At 68.3% G+C, this 17,463-nt stretch carries 20 protein-coding genes and 1 riboswitch; of the genes, 7 read left to right on the top strand and 13 right to left on the bottom strand.

The window, feature by feature from the left end:
- Positions 1-19: 19 nt before the first annotated feature.
- Together EV678_RS07880 and EV678_RS07875 are read right to left on the bottom strand one after the other, a co-directional pair.
- Complete coding sequence (locus EV678_RS07880) at positions 20-343, bottom strand: DMT family transporter (RefSeq protein WP_014235158.1); 324 nt, start codon at positions 341-343, stop codon at positions 20-22.
- 129 nt (positions 344-472) lie between these two features.
- Positions 473-1,165 (bottom strand): Bax inhibitor-1 family protein, encoded by a 693-nt coding sequence (locus tag EV678_RS07875; RefSeq protein WP_130459087.1) that lies wholly within the window; start codon positions 1,163-1,165, stop codon positions 473-475.
- Positions 1,166-1,306: 141 nt separating this feature from the next.
- Here EV678_RS07875 and EV678_RS07870 point away from each other — a divergent pair, with 141 nt between their 5' ends.
- Positions 1,307-1,654, top strand: coding sequence for a nucleotide pyrophosphohydrolase (locus EV678_RS07870; protein WP_130459086.1), 348 nt, complete (start codon positions 1,307-1,309; stop codon positions 1,652-1,654).
- 83 nt (positions 1,655-1,737) lie between these two features.
- On the opposite strand, the gene EV678_RS07865 is transcribed toward EV678_RS07870, so the two are convergent.
- Both EV678_RS07865 and EV678_RS07860 read right to left on the bottom strand, forming a co-directional pair.
- A complete protein-coding gene (locus tag EV678_RS07865; protein WP_130459085.1) occupies positions 1,738-2,493 on the bottom strand; it encodes an LrgB family protein in 756 nt (251 codons plus the stop codon).
- On the bottom strand, positions 2,490-2,852 hold the full coding sequence (locus tag EV678_RS07860) for a CidA/LrgA family protein (RefSeq protein WP_130459084.1): 363 nt from the start codon (positions 2,850-2,852) through the stop codon (positions 2,490-2,492). Before EV678_RS07860 ends, EV678_RS07865 begins: the two co-directional genes overlap by 4 nt.
- Before the next feature lie 214 nt (positions 2,853-3,066).
- Here EV678_RS07860 and EV678_RS07855 point away from each other — a divergent pair, with 214 nt between their 5' ends.
- Together EV678_RS07855 and EV678_RS07850 are read left to right on the top strand one after the other, a co-directional pair.
- A complete protein-coding gene (locus EV678_RS07855) occupies positions 3,067-4,353 on the top strand; it encodes a hemolysin family protein (RefSeq protein ID WP_014235153.1) in 1,287 nt (428 codons plus the stop codon).
- A gap of 129 nt (positions 4,354-4,482) precedes the next feature.
- Positions 4,483-5,562: a hypothetical protein gene (locus EV678_RS07850; protein ID WP_207222204.1), complete on the top strand. Its 1,080-nt coding sequence runs from the start codon at positions 4,483-4,485 to the stop codon at positions 5,560-5,562.
- Positions 5,563-5,812: 250 nt separating this feature from the next.
- On the opposite strand, the gene EV678_RS07845 is transcribed toward EV678_RS07850, so the two are convergent.
- From EV678_RS07845 to EV678_RS07835, 3 genes are all read right to left on the bottom strand, one after another.
- A complete protein-coding gene (locus tag EV678_RS07845) occupies positions 5,813-6,259 on the bottom strand; it encodes a c-type cytochrome (protein WP_130459083.1) in 447 nt (148 codons plus the stop codon).
- A 148-nt stretch (positions 6,260-6,407) separates the two neighbouring features.
- Entirely contained in the window at positions 6,408-7,598 is a 1,191-nt protein-coding gene (locus tag EV678_RS07840; RefSeq protein WP_130459082.1) for an acetylornithine transaminase, read from the bottom strand.
- 245 nt (positions 7,599-7,843) lie between these two features.
- Positions 7,844-8,782, bottom strand: a complete 939-nt coding sequence (locus tag EV678_RS07835; RefSeq protein WP_014235149.1) for a hypothetical protein — start codon at positions 8,780-8,782, stop codon at positions 7,844-7,846.
- A gap of 109 nt (positions 8,783-8,891) precedes the next feature.
- Here EV678_RS07835 and EV678_RS07830 point away from each other — a divergent pair, with 109 nt between their 5' ends.
- Both EV678_RS07830 and EV678_RS07825 read left to right on the top strand, forming a co-directional pair.
- Positions 8,892-9,125 carry a DUF2789 domain-containing protein gene (locus EV678_RS07830; protein ID WP_014235148.1) on the top strand — a complete coding sequence of 78 codons (234 nt, stop codon included), beginning with the start codon at positions 8,892-8,894 and terminating at the stop codon, positions 9,123-9,125.
- The gene (locus EV678_RS07825; protein ID WP_130459081.1) at positions 9,118-9,918 is read left to right on the top strand and encodes a TIGR01458 family HAD-type hydrolase; all 801 of its coding nucleotides are present in this window, start codon (positions 9,118-9,120) and stop codon (positions 9,916-9,918) included. Before EV678_RS07830 ends, EV678_RS07825 begins: the two co-directional genes overlap by 8 nt.
- Positions 9,919-10,029: 111 nt before the next feature.
- Here EV678_RS07825 and aceB read toward each other — a convergent pair whose 3' ends face one another.
- The 3 genes from aceB to EV678_RS07810 are packed head-to-tail and all read right to left on the bottom strand — an operon-like array spanning position 10,030 to position 13,155.
- Positions 10,030-11,628 carry a malate synthase A gene (aceB, locus tag EV678_RS07820; RefSeq protein WP_014235146.1) on the bottom strand — a complete coding sequence of 533 codons (1,599 nt, stop codon included), beginning with the start codon at positions 11,626-11,628 and terminating at the stop codon, positions 10,030-10,032.
- A 52-nt stretch (positions 11,629-11,680) separates the two neighbouring features.
- Positions 11,681-12,466, bottom strand: a complete 786-nt coding sequence (locus tag EV678_RS07815) for a sulfite exporter TauE/SafE family protein (protein ID WP_014235145.1) — start codon at positions 12,464-12,466, stop codon at positions 11,681-11,683.
- Entirely contained in the window at positions 12,466-13,155 is a 690-nt protein-coding gene (locus EV678_RS07810) for a haloacid dehalogenase type II (protein WP_130459080.1), read from the bottom strand. Before EV678_RS07810 ends, EV678_RS07815 begins: the two co-directional genes overlap by 1 nt.
- A 139-nt stretch (positions 13,156-13,294) precedes the next feature.
- Between EV678_RS07810 and EV678_RS07805 the strand changes: the two genes are divergently transcribed.
- Entirely contained in the window at positions 13,295-14,203 is a 909-nt protein-coding gene (locus EV678_RS07805) for a LysR family transcriptional regulator (protein WP_130459079.1), read from the top strand.
- A gap of 39 nt (positions 14,204-14,242) precedes the next feature.
- Here the strand turns inward: EV678_RS07805 and EV678_RS07800 are convergent, their stop codons facing one another.
- Together EV678_RS07800 and EV678_RS07795 are read right to left on the bottom strand one after the other, a co-directional pair.
- The gene (locus EV678_RS07800; RefSeq protein ID WP_014235142.1) at positions 14,243-14,674 is read right to left on the bottom strand and encodes a CBS domain-containing protein; all 432 of its coding nucleotides are present in this window, start codon (positions 14,672-14,674) and stop codon (positions 14,243-14,245) included.
- A gap of 134 nt (positions 14,675-14,808) precedes the next feature.
- Complete coding sequence (locus EV678_RS07795; protein WP_014235141.1) at positions 14,809-15,423, bottom strand: trimeric intracellular cation channel family protein; 615 nt, start codon at positions 15,421-15,423, stop codon at positions 14,809-14,811.
- Between the two features lie 265 nt (positions 15,424-15,688).
- Positions 15,689-15,793: riboswitch (glycine riboswitch) on the bottom strand.
- 125 nt (positions 15,794-15,918) lie between these two features.
- On the opposite strand from EV678_RS07795, the gene EV678_RS07790 reads away from it, so the two are divergent.
- Positions 15,919-16,401 (top strand): thioredoxin domain-containing protein, encoded by a 483-nt coding sequence (locus EV678_RS07790; RefSeq protein WP_130459078.1) that lies wholly within the window; start codon positions 15,919-15,921, stop codon positions 16,399-16,401.
- A gap of 1 nt (position 16,402) precedes the next feature.
- On the opposite strand, the gene EV678_RS07785 is transcribed toward EV678_RS07790, so the two are convergent.
- Complete coding sequence (locus tag EV678_RS07785) at positions 16,403-17,290, bottom strand: DMT family transporter (RefSeq protein WP_165397467.1); 888 nt, start codon at positions 17,288-17,290, stop codon at positions 16,403-16,405.
- Positions 17,291-17,463: the final 173 nt, after the last annotated feature.

Genomic DNA, 17,463 nt, shown 5'->3' with positions numbered 1-17,463 from the left:
GCCCGGTCCTGCTGCCGTTTCAGCCGGTGGCCAGCTTCATGCCGACCACGCCGGCGATGACCACCGCCATGGCGCCCATCTGGCCGCCGTTGAGCTGGTCGCCGAAGAAGAGGGCGCCGCAGATGGCGACGCCGACGGCACCGAGGCCGGTCCACACCGCGTAGGCGACGCCGGCGGGAATGCCCCGCATGGCCAGGGAGAGCAGGGCCATGTTCACCAGGGTCAGGCCGAGGGAGGCGGCCACGGGCCAGGGGCCGGGATGCTGCTGGATGTATTTGAGGCTCAGGGCCCAGAGGATTTCCGTGACCACCGCCACGGCGAGAATCAGCCAATAGCCGACCATAGCTTGCTCCTGTGCAAGAAGATCGGGCTCAGGGAACGGGACGGGGCGTCTGGAAACCCGGGAGAAGGCGCCGCCGTCCGGGCGCCGCGGCGCCGGGAGGGGCGCGATTATGCCACGGCCGGCGCCGCTTCAGCGATGCAGCAGGTCCAGCAGGTGGAGGAACAGGTTGATGATGTCCAGGTACAGGCTGATGGCCAGGTCCAGGGCCTTTTCCCAGTCGTTGCGGGGGCTGCGGGTGAGGCGGTTGAAGTCGAACACCAGGTAGCCGACGAAGACGGCGCAGCCGAACAGGGCCAGCAGGCGTCGCCAGCCGTCGGAGATGGAAAACAGCAGGCGGTAGAGGCCCCCCAGAAGCACCAGGGTGAGGCCGGCGAAGAGGGTGCTGCCGAGAAAGGAAAAGTCGATGCCGGCATAGGCGCCCACCAGGAAGGCGGCGAAAGTGAGCATGGCGGTGAGGGCCAGGACCTTGCCCCCCAGGTTCTCGTCCACCGACACCAGGGCCAGGGCCAGCTCGATGCCCGTCAGCAGCGACCACAGGCAGAAGAGGGGCAGGCCGATGGCCAAGTTGTGCTGGCCGACGAAGAGCAGCAGGAGAAAGACTGCCACATCCACCCCCAGCAGCAGCCAGAACCAGGGGGCGACGGCCTGCCAGTCCAGCTCCAGGTCCAGCTCGCCGGATTCCAGCAGACTGCCGCCGACCCAGGCCGCCCGGGCGTAGTAGCGCTGGCGCAGCCAGAGGATGAAGAGGAAGGTGCTGGCCCAGGTCAGGGCCAGCTGGATGGTGAGAATGAGGAAGGTCTTGCCGTAGAGGGTATCGAGCATGGCGGGCGCGCTACGGAGAAAATCCAATTATGCCATTGGCGTTGCGCAATGGCTGCCCAGGCATTCGGCCAGGGGCTGGAGGAGGGCCCGGTCCCCTGGCTCCGCTATCATGGCGGCTTCCCATTTCTTGCCCCTGCCGCCATGAGCCAACTGGAAGAACTGCGAGCCGTCGTCCGCCAATTCGTCAGCGAGCGGGGCTGGGATCAACACCACAACCCGAAGAACCTGGCCATCGCCATGACCCTGGAGGCCGGCGAGGTGCTGGAGCATTTCCAGTGGCTGTCCGAGGCCGACAGCTTCAAGCTGACCCCGGAACAGCGGCGGGAAGTGGGGCACGAACTGTCGGACGTACTGATGGGCGTGATCCGGGTCGCCGACCTGCTGGAAATCGACCTGGCCGCGGCCTTCGCCGAAAAGATGGAACTCAACCGCCAGAAATACCCGCCGGAAAAGGTGCAGGGGCGGGCGGTGAAATACACGGAGCTTTAGGAGGGGGGCTCCGTCAGCCAGCAGGGACGGGCATGCCCGCCGTGCCATGGCCGGCAGCCGCATCCCTTCTGGTCCTCAGGGCATCAGCCCAGCCAGCCCTTTACCCACGGCAGCACCACGGGCAGCAGCAGGGCGGTGAGGGCGCCGTTGAGGCCCATGGCCAGGGCGGCGAAGGCGCCGCACTGTTCGCTCACCTGGAAGGCCCGGGCGGTGCCGATGCCGTGGGAGGCGATGCCGATGGCGAAGCCGCGCACGGCGTGATCCTTGATGTTGAGGGCGTCGAACAGGTAGCGGGCGCCCACGGCGCCGAGGATGCCGGTGGTGATGACCAGCACCGCGGTGAGGGACGGCAGGCCGCCGGTGCGTTCGGCGATGCCCATGGCAATGGGCGTGGTCACCGACTTGGGCGCCAGGGACAGCAGGGTGGCCAGGCTGGCGCCGAAGAGCTTGCCCACCGCCATGGCCGAGAGGGCGGCGGTGAGGCAGCCCGCCACCAGGGCGATGAGGATGGGCCAGAACATGGCCTTGACCCGCTTGATCTGGGCATAGAGGGGTATGGCCAGGGCCACGGTGGCCGGGCCGAGGAGGAAGTGCACGAACTGGGCGCCGTCGAAATAGGTCTGGTAGGGTGTGCCGGTGATGGCCAGCAGGGCCACCAGGAAAGCCACCGCCAACAGCACCGGATTGGCCGCCGGGTGAAACTTTGCCTTGCGGTAGAGGGCGAAGGCGCCCTGGTAGGCCAGCAGGGTGACGGTGAGGCCCAGCAGGGGCGAGGCGGAAAGATAGACCCAGATCTGGGCCAGGGGCGCGCCGAGGGCGGTGGCGAGAGGCGCGCTCATGGCCGGGTCTCCCCGCCGGGGGCGGCGCGGCGGCTCAGGGCCTTGAGCAGCAGGCCGGTGAGGGCCAGGGTGACGGCGGTGCTCAGCAGCAGGGAGAGCAGGATGGGCAGCCACTCGTCCTGCAGGCGGTGCAGATGCAGCATGACCCCGGTGCCGGCGGGCACGAACAACAGGGAGAGATGGGAGAGCAGGTTCTGGGAGGTGTGCTGCAGGTCGTGGCCGGGCCCCTGGCGCAGCACCAGGAAGGCGAACAGCAGCACCATGCCGATGACGGGGCCGGGCACGGCGAGGCCCAGGCCGTGGGCGATGACTTCGCCGGCCAGCTGGAACAGCAGGAGTTGGGTGAGGGCGGCAAGCATGGCGCCTCCGGGAAATGGGGAAAGGTCGCCAGTGTATTCCTGCCTGGAAATATCTTTAAGACCTTAAAGGTTCTTGGATACGATACTTTTATATGGGGAATGGTGCTCCGCCAGGCCCGGGTGCCGTCACCGGGCCGGGGTAGAATGACGCTGTTGTGCCCGTCTCCGGCGGCCAACCGGCCCCCAGCAAGGATTGCGGGCACCTGGAGGCATCATGGATATCTGGATTCTGGTTTTTCTCGTATTGAGCAGCGGTCTGCTGTCCCTGGCTGAAATGGCCGTGGGCGCCAGCCGCAATTCCCACCTGGCCATGCTGGCCGAAGAAGGCTCCCTGGGGGCCGGCACGGTGCTGCGTTTCCGCCAGCATCCCAGCCGCCTGCTGGCCACCACCCAGCTGGGCATCACCGCCCTGGCCATGCTTTCCGGCGTCTTCGGCGAATCCCTGTGGGTGCCCCGGGCCGAGGAATGGCTGCGGCAGAGCCTGGGCCTGGGCGACAGTCTGGCCTACGGCCTGGCCCTGGGCGGCGTGGTGACGGTGATCACCTTCTTCACCCTGGTCTTCGGCGAAGTGGTGCCCAAGCGCCTGGCCCTGGCCAAGCCCGAGGCCACGGCGGTGGCCCTGGCCGGTACGGTGGTGTGGCTGCTGCGCCTGTCCCGGCCCCTGGTGTGGATCGTCTCCTGGGTTTCCGACCGCATCCTCGACCTCTTTCCCAGCAAGGGCTCGGCCGAGGCCTCGGCGGCGGACGAGATCCGCTTCCTCATCGAATCCGGGCGCAAAGAAGGGGTGCTGGACCAGACCGAGAGCGAAATCCTGGGCAACGTCTTCCGCCTCGACAACCGCCGGGTCGGCGCCATCATGACCCCGGCCACCGGCATCGCCTACCTGGACCTGACCCTGCCCCGGGAGGCCAACATGAAGGTGCTGCAGGAGCGGGCCGTGTCCCGTTTCCTGGTGTGCAAGGGCGGCCTGGGTACCCCCCTGGGCTTCGTCGAGGGTCGTGAGTTGTTGCAGGCCCTGCTGCGGGACGGCAGCCTGGATTTCGGCAAGCTGTCTCCCAACGCCCCCTTCTACGTGCCCAACAGCCTGTCCCTGATCGGCCTGCTGGAATTCTTCAAGGCCAACCAGACCCAGATCGCCCTGGTGGTAAACGAATTCGGCGGCACCGAGGGCCTGGTGACACTCTCCGACCTCATGGGCACCGTGGTGGGTGACGTCCTCTCCGGCGCCGTCGAGGCGCCCATGGCCCTGCAGCGCAGCGACGGCAGCTGGCTGCTGGACGGCCTGCTGCCCATCGACGAACTGAAGGAACTGCTGGGCCTGGCCGAGCTGCCGGAAGAGGAGCTGGGCAATTACCACACCGTCGGCGGCTTCGTGGTGTACCAGCTGGGGCGCATTCCCAAGAAGACCGAATCCTTCGAGTGGGCCGGCTGGCGCTTCGAGGTCATGGACATGGAAAAGAACCGGGTGGACGAAGTCCTGGCCAAGCGCCTGGAGCCTTGAAGCCGCACCGGCCAGGCGAACCCGGCGGCAGGCGCCGCCGGCGTTTGCAATTGCTTACACCTGCTTACCCATGCCCCATCGGCGGCCATTTATCCTGACGGCATCTTTCATTTTTCCCGGTGCCGCGCCATGACCTTCCGCCCCCGCCACCACCTCCTCTTCCTGCCCTGCTGGCTGGCCGCGGCCGCCGGCGCCTGGGCGGCCGATACGGACAGCCGCCGCGCCGCCGTGGAGCAGACCCTGGACCGCTCGCCCCTGTGCCAAGGCCTGGGCAGTTTCTACTGGGAAATCGGCGACCGCCGCGGCCCCCTGGCTCGGGGCAGCCGCGGCAGCCCGGGGGCACGTCAGATCGGCGCCGACACGGTGATGCCCATCGCCTCCGCCTCCAAGTGGGTGTTCGGCGCCTATGCGGCGGAGCGTTACGACGGCCGCCTGCCGCCCCAGGCGGTGCAGGCCCTGCAGATGCAGGCCGGCGACGACCGCCTGCAGCACCGCTCCTGCGTGCGCAGCAAGACCGTGGCCGAGTGCCTCGCCCAGGGCGACAACGGGGGGCGGGACCCGGCCCACGTGGGCCATTTCAGCTACGGCGGCGGCCACGCCCAGAAACTGGCAGTGGCCCTGGGCCTGGGCGACCTGGACCTGGCCGCCCTCAACCGGGACCTGCACCGGGTGCTGCCGGCGGCGGCCGGCATCGACTATCGCAGCCCCCAGCCCGCCGGCGGCATGGCCGCCTCCGCCAACGGCTATGCCGCCTTCCTGCGGGGGCTCATGGGCGGCAGCCTGCAACTGGGGCATCTGCTCGGGGCCGAGGCGGTATGCACCCAGCCGGGCAGCTGTCCCGGGGCAGTACGCAGCCCGGTGCCCCGGCCCTGGCATTACAGCCTGCACCACTGGGTGGAGGACGGCCCGGGAGACGACGGCGCCTTTTCCAGTGCCGGCGCCTTCGGCTTCTATCCCTGGATCAGCGCCGACCGGCAGCTCTACGGCATCCTGGCCCGGCAGGCCCTGGAACGGGCCGCCGGGGTGGCCAGCGCCCGCTGCGGCGCCGCCCTGCGCCGGGCCTGGGTCAGCGGCGAAGTGCAGGACGGCCCGGCCCCCCAGGCAGACGGGACGCCGCTCGCGGCCGGGCCTGCCGTGGAGGCGGTTCCAGGCAACGGCCGCAGCCGCCCCTTGCTGGAGGCCTGGCGCCGGCGCCGCGGTGGCGAATGAGTCTCTGAAGAATGGCTCCCTGCCTGGGTGGCAGGGCAGACCCTGGCGGTAAGGATGGCCGTGTCGCAGGAACAGCGGCAGCGCCGTCAGGCGCGGGGAAAGGACTGGCGTTCGCTCTGGCCGCGGGCAACGGCGAGTGCAGGCGAGCGCGGCGGGTGAGCCCCGGCTGATGGGGGTAGCCGCTGGTCAGAGCGGGCGGCCGAAGCCAGGTGTGGGAGAAAGCGGGCCGGCTCCCACCGGCCCGCGGGCCTTATTTCTTGAAGGTCTTGTGGCAGCTGCGGCAGGCGTCGTGCACCGCCTCGTAGGCCGGGCGCACCTTGGCTTCGTCCTTGCTGCGGGCCGCTTCCAGCAGCTTGCCAGTGGCGGCGAGGAAGCCCTGGCGTTCCGTCTCGAACTGGGCCGCCTCGCTCCACACCTTGTCCGTGGCCTTGGTCGGCGGATAGTTGCTGTCGGCGGTGAAATGGCGCCACGGCCCTTCCTTGGCCGCCTCCAGCTTTTCCGCCGATTGCAGGAAGGCGTCGGCGTCGTAGCGCTTGTCCCGCAGCATCATGCCCATGGGCTCGAAGGCCTTGAGGATGGTGTTGAAGGCCGCCCGGCGCTGGGTCACGGGCTTGTCCGGATGGGTGTCGGCCGGCTCGCCGCAGGCGGTGAGCAGCAGGGGCAGGGCCAGGGAGAGAAGCAGGATTTTTTTGCGCATCGGTGTTCCGGGCGTTGGGCTGGGGTTGGGCAGGCGCCGCGGTGCGGCACGGGACGACTCAGGGCGGCATTATGCCGGGGACGGGCGGGCCTGCCTGTAACAGAGTTGGTCCGGCCGCTTGGGGCGGCCGGACAGGGCTTGGGCCGCCTCAGGCCCGCAGCAGTTCCTCCAGCCAGGCCAGCATCTGGTCGATCTCCTCCCGGCTCACCGTCAGGGACGGCATGAAGCGCAGCAGGTGGGGCCGCGGCGCGTTGAGCAGCAGACCCTCGGGGCCCCGCTCCCGGGCGGCCTCGACGATGGCCGGGCCCCGCTCGTCGGCCAGCAGCAGGGCCCGCAGCAGGCCTTGGCCCCGTTCGCCCCGGAGACCGAGCCGGTCGGAGAGGCGCTGCAGTCCGGCGCCCAGGTGCTCGCCCTTGGCCGCCACCTCATCGAGGAAGCCGGGGGCCGTCAGCACTTCCAGCACGGCGACGCCGACGGCGGTCATCAGCGGGTTACCGTTGTAGGTGCCGCCCTGGTCGCCCGCCTCGAAGCAGCAGACCGATTCCTTCGCCAGCAGGGCCGAGAGAGGCACGCCGCCGCCGATGCCCTTGCCCAGGGTCATGATGTCCGGCTCGATGCCGGCGTGCTGGTGGGCGAAGAGCTTGCCGGTGCGGCCCATGCCGGTCTGCACCTCGTCCACGATCAGCAGCAGGCCCCGGTCGTCGCAGATCTGCCGCAACAGTTGCAGGAATTCCACACGGGCCGGCACCACCCCGCCTTCGCCCTGGATCGGCTCCAGCATGATGGCCACGGTGCGCTCGCTGATGAGGGCCGCCACCGAATCCAGGTCGTTCAGCTGGGCCTTGGGAAAGCCCGGCACCTGGGGCGCGAACAGGGTGTCCCAGCCCGGCTTGCCGGAGGCCGACATGGTGGCCAGGGTGCGGCCGTGGAAGCCGCCGGCGAAGGTGATGATCTCGTGGGCGCCGCCCTTGTGCTTCTGCCCCCACTTGCGCGCCAGCTTGATGGCGCCCTCGTTGGCCTCGGCCCCGGTGCTGGCGAAGAAGACCCGGTCGAAACAGGAGTGGGCCGCCAGGCCGGCGGCCAGCTTCAGGCTGGGCTCGTTGTAGAAGGCCGGACTGGGATTGATCAGCTTGCCGGCTTGGCTTGCCAGGGTCTCGACGATGGCCGGATGGCCGTGGCCCAGGCAGTTCACCGCCCAGCCCTGGACGAAGTCCAGATAGCGCTTGCCCTGCTGGTCCACCAGCCAGGAACCGCGCCCTTCGGCGAAGACCAGCTGGGGGCGCTGGGTGATCCACATCAGGGCGTTGGCGGCAGGGGCGGCGGCGAAGGGGGTTTCCATTGCTTCTTTCTCCTTGTGGGATGGTGAAAAAACAAAAAGGCCACGGGGTTGCCGTGGCCTTTGGGTAGGGAAGTCGGAGGACTTCGGGGATGCTGCCTTACCTGGGGACGAGCGACGGCGACCGGGCGAAATGCCGGCGGCGTCGGGAGGCGGAACAGGTGCGGGTCAGGAGGTCCATGGCGCAACTTTGCCACAGCCGGCGCGGGCCCGGCGTGAATTTTTCGTAACAGTGTGTCATTGCGGCCCTAGGCGGCCAGGATGTGGCCCAGGGTGCGTACGCCGATGCCGACGCAGGCACCCAGGGCTGCCGGCTTCCACACGGCGGCGACGCGGCGTCCGGCGGAGATGATGACGGCCACCCCGGGCACGTCGAAGGGATGGATCAGCCAGCCGGCGCTGGCGTTGAGCAGTTCGGCGCTGACCTGGCCGCTGCGCCGCATGTCGTCCATCACCCCCATCATGGCGGTGCCGCCGGCCAGGACCTTGGTCAGGCTGGGCAGGATCAGCACCGGGTCGATGGCCGCCAGGGCCAGCAGCGGGGTCAGCCATTGGGTCAGCAGGTCGATGGCGCCGAAGCGCTTCAGGGCGGTGACCGCCACCAGGGACAGCACCAGCATGGGAATGGCGCCCACGGCGATCTTGAAGGCTTCCGCCCCGGCCCGGTTGATGACGTCGAGCACGCCCTTGGCGTCTTCCGCCACCGGGTGGTGCAGGGTTTCGTCCAGCCGCGCCTCCTCCGCCGAGAGGCCGCGGCCGAAGAGGTAGTAGGTGGCCGCCGCGGCCACCAGGCCGCCGAGGAGGGAAAAGACCAGGGTGGTACCGAAGTTGAGGCCCATGGTCATCATGGGAAAGGCCGCATTGGCCTGGGACATGGCGAAGACCATGGCCAGGGTGGCGGCGATGTGGCGGTTGGAGACGCCCCGCTGCTCCATCATGGAAAGGGTGGCCATGGGGGCGGCGAAGCTGACGAAGTTGATCTGCAGGGCGGCGAACACCCCCAGGCCGGTGAGGCCGAAGGGCTTCAGGGCCGGGGCCAGCCAGGCCACCACCTTGTCCACCACGCCCCGGGCCTCCAGCAGGCGCATCAGGGAGAGCATCACCACCATCACCGGCAGCAGCACGAAAAGGGACAGTTCGACGGCGGAGCGGCCGGCCTTGAGGATGATGTCGACGAGGATTTCCATTGGGATTTTTGGTCCCGGCTCGGCCGCGGGTGAACTTCGCCGCCGTCCGGGGTTCTATAGTTGTAGGTGCAGCCGCTAGCTTCTCGTCATTACTAACTGGAGGTCAAGCATGGACTTCCCTACCCCGACCATGAGCAATCTCTTTGCCCAGCTCGGCCTGCCGGCCGACGGGCTCTCCATCAACCGCTTTATCGAGCAGCACGGCCCCCTGCCGGAAAATGTGCTGCTGGCCGACGCCCCCTTCTGGACGCCCTCCCAGGCGGCCTTCCTGCGGGAGGAAATCCTGGAGGACGCGGACTGGGCCGAGGTGGTGGACGAACTCAACGCCCGCTTCCATGGCTGAGCCCGATCCCGTCCCGTTGGCACCGCCCCTGCCGCAAAAGCCCCGGGCCGTGCTGATCGACCTAGCCGGGGTGCTGCACGTGGGCGACCACCCCGTGCCCGGCGCTGCCGCCGCCCTGCAGCGCCTGCGGGCCAGCGGCCTGCCCCTGCGCTTTCTCACCAATACCACCCGGTCGCCGCGCCAGGCCCTGGTGCAGTTACTGCAGTCCATGGGCCTGGCTGTGGCGCCGGAGGAAATCCAGACGGCGGTGCGGGCCACGGCCCAGCTGGTGCGCCAGCGGGGGCTGCATCCCCACTACCTGGTGCATCCGGCCATCGCCGAGGAGGTGGGGCCCAGCCACCCCGAGCCGGACGCGGTGGTGCTGGGGGATGCGGGAGAACATTTCACCTTCGATGCCCTCAACCGGGCCTTCCGCCTGCTGCAGGCCGGCTGCCCCCTGATCGCCATGGCCCGCAACCGCTATTTCCAGGAACCGGACGGCCTGACCCTGGACCTGGGGGCCTTCGTCGCCGCCCTGGAATACGGGGCCGGGGTGCGGGCCGAAGTGGTGGGCAAGCCGGCGGCGCCCTTCTTCCTCGGCGCCCTGGCCGAACTGGGCGTGGTTCCCGGCGAGGCGGTGCTGATCGGCGACGACCTGCGGGACGACATTGGCGGCGCCCAGGCCGTGGGCATTCCGGGAGTGCTGGTGCGCACCGGTAAGTTTCGCCCGGCGGATGAAAGCGCCGGCGACATCCGGGCTGCCCGGGTGGTGGACGATTTTGCCGCGGCGGTGGCGCTGTTGCTGGGACATTAGGCGGGGGCGACTTCGGCACATGACCCATTTAGGTAGCGCACGCCTGCCCCCTGTCTGAAAAAAAAGCCCCGGTTTCCCGGGGCTTTTTCTTTGGCGGGTAGCCGACCTGGCTTAGGCCATGGCTTCGTACAGCGGCAGGGTGAGGAACTCCGGATAGTCCGGGGTCAGGCTCATCTTGTCGAAGATCACGGCGGCCTGGTCGTAGGTGGCGGTGTCTTCGCCCTGGGCTGCAACGGTGGCCTTCACCTTGGCCAGTTCCTCGGCGATCATGGGGCGCACCATTTCCACGGTGACCTTGCGGCCGTCGTCCAGGATGCCCTTGGGAGAGACCACCCACTGCCACACCTGGGAGCGGGAGATTTCGGCGGTGGCCGCATCTTCCATCAGGTTGTGGATGGGCACGCAGCCGTTGCCGGCCAGCCAGGAGCCCAGGTAGTGGATACCGACGTTGATGTTGTTGCGCAGGCCGGCTTCGGTGATGGGCTGCTCGGGCTGGAAGTTGAGCCAGTCCTTGGGACCGAAGGAGCCTTCCACCTGCTTTTCCCACTGGTTGGGCTTGTCGCCCAGGACCTTGACGAACTCTTCGTGGGCGATGGAAACCAGACCGGGGTGGGCCACCCAGCCGCCGTCGAAGCCGTCCTTGGCATCGCGGGCCTTGTCGTGGCGGATGCCGGCCAGGGCCTTCTCATTGGCCACCGGGTCGTTCTTGATGGGGATCAGGGCGCTCATGCCGCCCATGGCAGGGGCGCCGCGCTTGTGGCAGGCCTGCACCAGGGCCAGGGCGTAGGAGCGCATGAAGGGCACTTCCATGGTGATGACGCCGCGCTGGGCCAGGCAGAAGTCCTTGTTCTTCTTGAACTTCTTGATGCAGGAGAAGATGTAGTCCCAACGGCCGGCGTTGAGGCCGGCGGAGTGGTTGCGCAGTTCGTAGAGGATCTCTTCCATCTCGAAGGTGGCGAGGATGGTTTCCACCAGCACGGTGGCCTTGATGGTCCCTTGGGGCAGGCCGATGTGATCCTGGGCCATGACGAAAATGTCGTTCCACAGGCGGGCTTCCAGATGGGATTCCATCTTCGGCAGGTAGTAGAAGGGGCCGGCGCCGCGGGCGATCTGTTCCTTGGCGTTGTGGAAGAAGACCAGGGCGAAGTCGAAGATGCCGCCGGCGACGCGCTGGCCGTCCACGGTCACGTGCTTTTCATCCAGGTGCCAGCCCCGGGGACGGATCTGCAGGGTGGCGATCTGGTCGTTGAGCTTGTATTCCTTGCCGGCTTCGTTCTTGAAGGAGAGCTGGCGGCGGATGGCCTGGTAGAGGTTGACCTGACCCTGGATCTGGTTGTCCCAGTTGGGGGAGTTGGAATCCTCGAAATCGGTCATGTAGGAATCAGCGCCGGAGTTGAAGGCGTTGATGATCATCTTGGCTTCGACGGGGCCGGTGATTTCGGTGCGGCGACGCTCCAGGGCGGCGGGCAAAGGGGCGACCTTCCAGTCACCTTCGCGAATGTGCTTGGTCTCGGGCAGGAAGTCGGGCATCTCGCCGGCATCGATGCGGGCCTGGCGCTCGACGCGGGCCTTCAGCAGTTCCTGGCGGCGGCCTTCGAAGGCGCGGTGCAGCTTGGCGACGAACTCCAGGGCCTCCAGGGTGAGGATGCTTTCGTACTGGGGCTGGATGGGAGCGGTGATTTGCATACCGGCGGGCAGGTTCAGGCTCATGGTCTCTCCTAGTTTGAATCGTTGAAAATGCGTAATCGGGAAAAGGGAAATCTCAGAAATAGGTTTTGACGAAGTAGATGATCGTCAGCACGGTGCCCACGGCCACCACCAGGCGGCGCAGCCACAGGGCCGGCAGGCGCCGGGCCAGGGCGGCGCCGGCGTAGCCGCCGGCCATGGCGGTCACCAGCATCAGCAGCGTGTGGGGCCAGCTGATGGCTCCGGCGATGATGAAGGTGAGGCCCGACACCGTGTAGTTGATTGCCGACAGCCAGTTCTTGATGGCGTTGAGCTCCTGCATGTCCTCCAGGCCCTGGATCGACAGGGCCGCGAGCATGAGGATGCCCTGGCCGGCACCGAAAAAGCCGCCGTAGATCGATACGGCGAGCTGAAAGAGGGTTCCGCCGACGCTCCTGCGCCCGGCATCGGGATCGGCCTGGAGGCCCAGGCGGGTCTTGCTCCAGGCCACCAGCTTCGCGACCTGGCCGGAAAAGGCGAAAAGGGCCGTGGCGGTGAGCAGCAGCCAGGGGATGAGCTTGGCGAAGGCGGCATTGGAGGTGGCCAGCAGCAGCAGGCCGCCGGCGAGGCCGCCGATCAGGGCCACCACCGTGAGCAGGATGACCCAGGACTTGTGCCGCAGCAGCTCCCGCCGGTAGGCCCAGGCGGAAGACAGGCTGGCAGGCCACAGGGCCACGGTGTTGCTGGCGTTGGCGGTGACCGGGGGCACCCCGGCGGCGAGCAGGGCGGGGAAGGAGAAGAAGGTGCCGCCGCCGGCCATGGCGTTCATGCCGCCGGCGAGAAAGGCGCCGCCACCCACCAGGGCAATGGTGAGGAGTTCCATCACTGGCTCTCCCGCACGAAGGTCACCACGTCGGAGAGACGATGGCCGCTGGCCGTGGGGCTGACGTTGAGCTGCTCCGGCGGCTGGCCGGTACGGTTGATCCAGAAGGTGGTGTAGCCGAACCAGGTGGCGGCGCAGGCATCCCAGCTGTTGGCCGAGACGAAGAGGATTTCCCGGGCCGGCAGGTCGAAGGCGTCGGGTCCCAGCTGGTACACCTCCGGGTCCGTCTTGAATTTCTGCACCATCTCGACGGACAGGATGTGGTCGAAGATGCCGCCCATGCCGCTGCTCTTGACGGCGATGTCGAGCATGGCCCGGGTGCCGTTGGAGAGGATGGCCAGGGGCAGGCCCAGGGTCTTCAGTTCCTTGAGGGCCGGCAGGTTTTCCGGGAAGGCGGAGAGGCAGGCGTACTGGCTCATCAGCCGGCCCCGTTCCGTTTCGCCCATGGCCACGCCGATGGCGGCGCCGGCATAGATGAGGGCGTCCTGGGTGACTTCCCAGAAGGGCTTGTAGCGACCGCTCATGCTGCGGATGCGGCTGTATTCGATCTGCTTGTCGCGCCACAGGGCGGCGAGCGCCACCCCCTTGCCCGGGAAAAGCTGCTCGGCCAGGGCGCCGACGGAATAGACGTCGAACAGCGTTCCGTAGGCGTCGAAGGCGATGGCTTTGATCGGGCAGGGGGCGGTCATTTTTTCTCTGTCGGACTTGGGGTTTGCGGGTCGATCCGGAGATTATGGATCAGCCTACGCATCGCAGTTTATTGTTGCTCGAGGTAAAAGATAAGCTAGGATTGCAGCGAATGATCTTTTACTTTAAGTATGTAATGTCATGGATGCCTTCAAGCAGATCAATGCCTTCGTGAACGTGGCCGCCAAGGGCAGCCTCTCCGCCGCCGCGGCCCAGGAAGGGGTGACCCCGGCCATCATCGGCCGCCGCCTGGATGCCCTGGAGGCCCGCCTGGGGGTGAAGCTGATGGTGCGCACCACGCGCAAGCTGTCCCTCACCTTCGAGGGCAGCGCTTTCCTGGAGGACTGCCAGCGCATCCTCAACGACCTGGCCAATGCCGAAGCCTCGGTCAGCCTGGGCGGGGTCAAGGCCAGCGGCCACCTCAAGGTCTCGGCCCCGGCCGGTTTCGGGCGCAAGCACGTGGCGCCCCTGGTGGCCGACTTCCTTTCCGGCAATCCGGAAGTGACGGTGAACCTGGACCTGACGGACCGCCTGGTGGATCTGGTGAACGAGGCCATCGACCTCTCGGTGCGCATCGGGGAACTGAGCGATTCCAGCCTGGTGAGCCTGAAGCTGGGGGACATGCGGCGGGTGGTGGTGGCCAGCCCCGCCTACCTGGCGCGGCACGGCACGCCCCGGGCCCTGGAGGATCTGGCCGGGCACAACTGCCTGTCCCTCGGCCAGCAGCGGGGCTGGACCTTCCGCCATCCGGAAAAGGCAGGGGAAAGCCTGGTGCTGAAGGTGGCGGGCACCCTGGAGTGCAACGACGGCGCCGTGCTGCACGAATGGGCCCTGGCCGGCTACGGCCTGGCCTGGCGTTCGGTGTGGGAGGTGGGGGAGGATCTGGCGGCGGGCCGGCTGGTGTCCCTGCTGGACGAATGGGCGGCGCCGCCGGTGGGCATCTACGCCGTCTTTCCCCAGCGCCGCCATCTGCCGTTGCGGGTGCGGCTGTTCATCGACTTCCTCAAGAACACCTACGGCAACCCGGGCTACTGGCAGACGCCGGCCTGAGGCGCCGGCGCCTGCCCGGTAGTCCGGGGCCGGCGGGGCCTACAGGGCGGTGGCGATCTTTTCCAGGGATTCCAGGTCCCGCTCGAAATCGCAGATTTCCGCCCCCAGGGCGTCCCGCACCGAGACCATGCCCAGGGGGCGCCCCGCCTGCACCACCGGCATGTGGCGGTAGCCGCCGATGTGCATCAGGTGCAGGGCGTAGGAGAGGGGCTTTTCCGGCGGCACGGCGCGGGGATTGGCGGTCATCACCTCGGACAGCAGGGTGTGCTCCGGGTCCAGCCCCGGGGCCAGGACCCGGTTGAGGGCGTCCCGCTCGGTGAAGATGCCGGTGAGAAAGCCGTGTTCCACCACCAGCAGGGCGCCGACCCTGGCGGCGGCCATGCGCTGGCAGGCCTCCCGCACGGTAAGGTCGGCGGTCGCGGTGACCGGGGTCTGCTGGCTGATGATGTGGGCAATGCTGCGGTGGGGCATGGTGGGTCTCCTCATCGTTGTTGTGGTGGGTCAAGCCCGGCGATGAGGGATGGACCCGGCGGCCCGGGGCCGGTTTCCGGCCATCAAAAGAATGAATCGGCGGGCCCCGGGGATTTCCCGGGGCCGGGCCGGCATCAGTCCCAGCGCTGGCGGTAGGAGAAGGTCGGCAGCTTCCAGCCGCGCCAGATGGCGCAGAGGCGCAGGGCCAGGCCCAGGCCGAAGCTGATCAGGGTGTTGGCCTCCGTGCCCAGGCCCAGGTCTCGCAGCACCAGGTAGAGGCTGCACACGGCCAGGGAGACGCTGGCGTACAGCTCCTGGCGGAACACCACCGGCACCTGGTTGCACAGCACGTCCCGCAGGATGCCGCCGAAGATGCCGGTGATCATGCCGGCCATGATCACCACCACCGGGGCGTAGCCCATGCCCAGGGCCACTTCGCAGCCGATTAGGGAAAAGGCGATGAGGCCCAGGGCGTCCAGCACCAGGAAGACGGTCTTCAGGTGGTGCATGAAGCGGGCGAAGAGGGTGGTCACCAGGCCGGCGGAAATGACCAGGTAGATGTAGGGCGGATGCTGGGTCCAGCCGATGGGGAAGTGGCCCAGCACCATGTCGCGGATGGTGCCGCCGCCCAGGGCGGTGACGAAGGCGATGAAGGCGACGCCGAAGATGTCCATGTTGCGCCGGCCGGCGGCCAGGGCGCCGGACATGGCCTCGGCGGTGATGGCGATGAGGTAGATGGTGATCAGCACGGCACACCTCCCCGCAGAGGCAGGCAGGATGCGACAAAGCAAAGGGAATAGGCCGGCAGGTGCGCCGGTATTGGGGCGTGGCAGGGCATGACGGAAGCGCCTTTACAGATAAGGTCCGGCGGCAGGCCATGCTGAAGACCCTTGCCGGATGCGCCTCTCCCCCTGTCCTTGTACCTGAGAGTTTCGGCCTGCGCCCCACGGCGCCGGCTTAGCCCCTTCGGTGGGCCGCGCCGCATTGCGGCCGGCCGCTCTCCAGACGGCAAATACGAAACCCGCAGTTCCTGGTGCCTGAGCGATTATGGGAGCTTGCGCCTTCGGCGGAGGCCCGGCGCCGGTAGCGGCATGGGCCCCTCTCTCCTGCGGGAGGGCGGATTATCCGCGCCCGGGGCCGCCTTGGCAATGCCGGGCGGCAGGGCCCGCTCTCAGTGATCCAGCGCCCGGTTCCCCCATTTTTCCCGCGCCACCCATTCCCCCGGGCGGCAGGATTGGCGCACAATGGCCGCCTTCCCCGCCCACTTCGCGGCCGCTGCGGCGGCCTCTGCCGCCATGTCCCAGTCCCCCGTTTCCCTGTTGCGCTTTGCCGACCTGCAATGGCCCGACGACGCCGATGGGGCGCCGGCAGCGCCGGTGGTGCTGGTGCTCTGCGCCGCCTGGTGCGGCGTCTGCCGGGGCTTCGAGGCCGCCACGGCGGCCGCCGCGGCGGGCCATGAGGGCGCCTGGGCCTGGATCGACATCGAGGATGCGGCGGACGCCCTGCCCAGTCTCGATGTGGAAACCTTTCCCACCCTGGCGGTGATCCGGGGCGGCGAATTGCGCTTCTTCGGCCCCATCCTGCCGGACGGCGCCATCCTGGGCCGTTCCGTCGCCGCCGCCCTGGCCGGTGACGGCCGGCCGGCCCTGCCGCAAGGCTTTTCTGCCGACGAAGGCGAGGAAATCCTGGCCCTGGCCGGCGTCGTGGCGCGTCGCGCTAGCCGCTGATCTAGGCCGGGCGGGCCAGCCGCGGCCACTTCAGCAGGCCGTTGGCCAGGGCCGTGCCCAGCAGCACCAGGGAGCCGCCCAGCAGCAAGTGGCCGCCCAGCTTTTCTCCCAGCAGCAACACCCCCCACAGCACGCCGAACACCGGAATGAGGAAGGTCACCGAGAGGGCGCCCAGGGGGCCCACTTCGTGCACCAGCCGGAAATAGAGCTGGTAGGCCCAGGCCGTGCACAACACCGCCAGGCCCAGCAGGGCGCCCCAGGCGGTGGGAGTGGCCGCTGCCGGCAGGCCCTGGGGCGCGGCCAGGGGCAGCACCAGCAGGGCGGCGCAGATCATGCTGCCCTGGGTCGTGGCCAGGGGCGTGATGCCCTGGCCGTGGTGGCGGCTGTACACGCTGGCGAAAGCATAGGCGGAAGGGGCCAGGGCGGCGGCCAGCATGGGCAGCCAGGCGTCGGGACTGGCGCTGCTCTGCAGCCCGTCCCAGGCCAGCACGGCCACACCCCCCAGGCCCAGCAGCAGGCCGGCCACGGTCACGGCGCGGATGGGCTGGCGCAGCCACAGGGCGCCGATGATGACGGCGAAGAGGGGCGAGGTGGAATTGAGGATGGAGAGCAGGCCGGCCCCCAGGCTCTGGGCGGCATAGGCGAAGAGCAGGAAGGGCAGGGCCGAGTTGCACAGGCCGATGATCAGATACTGGCGCCAGTGCCGGCGCCACTGCAGGGCCTCGCCGCTCCACCAGGCGAACAGGGTGAGGCTGGCGGCGGCCAGAATGACCCGCACTTCCACCGTCCACACGGTGCCGAAGGCGGGCACGGTGAGGCGCAGGAAGAGGAAGGAGGCGCCCCAGATGGCGGCGAGCAGGAGCAGTCGGGCGAGGCTGGCGGCGTTCATGGCCTGGGGGCGAAGGCGGAAGGAGCCGCCATTCTTGCCTGCAGGCCCGCTTCTGTCATGGGCCTTTTTGTGACGGCACATAAAAAAAGCCGACACCTTGTGGGTGTCGGCCTGTTCCCCAAGCAAGAGGATAAGGGATGATGCAATTCGGATTCCTGATGGCAGCAGACTGA

It is taken from the genome of Azospira oryzae (genome assembly GCF_004217225.1).
Lineage (GTDB): Bacteria > Pseudomonadota > Gammaproteobacteria > Burkholderiales > Rhodocyclaceae > Azospira > Azospira oryzae.
The sequence above is the reverse complement of the archived record's forward strand: the minus strand, read 5'-3'. Positions and strand labels throughout refer to the sequence as shown.

Bases quoted from the DNA above. Each gene is read 5' to 3' on its own strand.
- aceB (WP_014235146.1), bottom strand. From the start codon at position 11,628: ATGAGCCTGAACCTGCCCGCCGGTATGCAAATCACCGCTCCCATCCAG.
- EV678_RS07880 (WP_014235158.1), bottom strand. From the start codon at position 343: ATGGTCGGCTATTGGCTGATTCTCGCCGTGGCGGTGGTCACGGAAATC.
- EV678_RS07870 (WP_130459086.1), top strand. From the start codon at position 1,307: ATGAGCCAACTGGAAGAACTGCGAGCCGTCGTCCGCCAATTCGTCAGC.
- EV678_RS07835 (WP_014235149.1), bottom strand. From the start codon at position 8,782: ATGGAAATCCTCGTCGACATCATCCTCAAGGCCGGCCGCTCCGCCGTC.
- EV678_RS07815 (WP_014235145.1), bottom strand. From the start codon at position 12,466: ATGGAACTCCTCACCATTGCCCTGGTGGGTGGCGGCGCCTTTCTCGCC.
- EV678_RS07790 (WP_130459078.1), top strand. From the start codon at position 15,919: ATGGCCGCCTTCCCCGCCCACTTCGCGGCCGCTGCGGCGGCCTCTGCC.
- EV678_RS07860 (WP_130459084.1), bottom strand. From the start codon at position 2,852: ATGCTTGCCGCCCTCACCCAACTCCTGCTGTTCCAGCTGGCCGGCGAA.
- EV678_RS07785 (WP_165397467.1), bottom strand. From the start codon at position 17,290: ATGAACGCCGCCAGCCTCGCCCGACTGCTCCTGCTCGCCGCCATCTGG.
- EV678_RS07850 (WP_207222204.1), top strand. From the start codon at position 4,483: ATGACCTTCCGCCCCCGCCACCACCTCCTCTTCCTGCCCTGCTGGCTG.
- EV678_RS07825 (WP_130459081.1), top strand. From the start codon at position 9,118: ATGGCTGAGCCCGATCCCGTCCCGTTGGCACCGCCCCTGCCGCAAAAG.
- EV678_RS07805 (WP_130459079.1), top strand. From the start codon at position 13,295: ATGGATGCCTTCAAGCAGATCAATGCCTTCGTGAACGTGGCCGCCAAG.
- EV678_RS07840 (WP_130459082.1), bottom strand. From the start codon at position 7,598: ATGGAAACCCCCTTCGCCGCCGCCCCTGCCGCCAACGCCCTGATGTGG.
- EV678_RS07810 (WP_130459080.1), bottom strand. From the start codon at position 13,155: ATGACCGCCCCCTGCCCGATCAAAGCCATCGCCTTCGACGCCTACGGA.
- EV678_RS07855 (WP_014235153.1), top strand. From the start codon at position 3,067: ATGGATATCTGGATTCTGGTTTTTCTCGTATTGAGCAGCGGTCTGCTG.
- EV678_RS07865 (WP_130459085.1), bottom strand. From the start codon at position 2,493: ATGAGCGCGCCTCTCGCCACCGCCCTCGGCGCGCCCCTGGCCCAGATC.
- EV678_RS07830 (WP_014235148.1), top strand. From the start codon at position 8,892: ATGGACTTCCCTACCCCGACCATGAGCAATCTCTTTGCCCAGCTCGGC.
- EV678_RS07800 (WP_014235142.1), bottom strand. From the start codon at position 14,674: ATGCCCCACCGCAGCATTGCCCACATCATCAGCCAGCAGACCCCGGTC.
- EV678_RS07875 (WP_130459087.1), bottom strand. From the start codon at position 1,165: ATGCTCGATACCCTCTACGGCAAGACCTTCCTCATTCTCACCATCCAG.
- EV678_RS07845 (WP_130459083.1), bottom strand. From the start codon at position 6,259: ATGCGCAAAAAAATCCTGCTTCTCTCCCTGGCCCTGCCCCTGCTGCTC.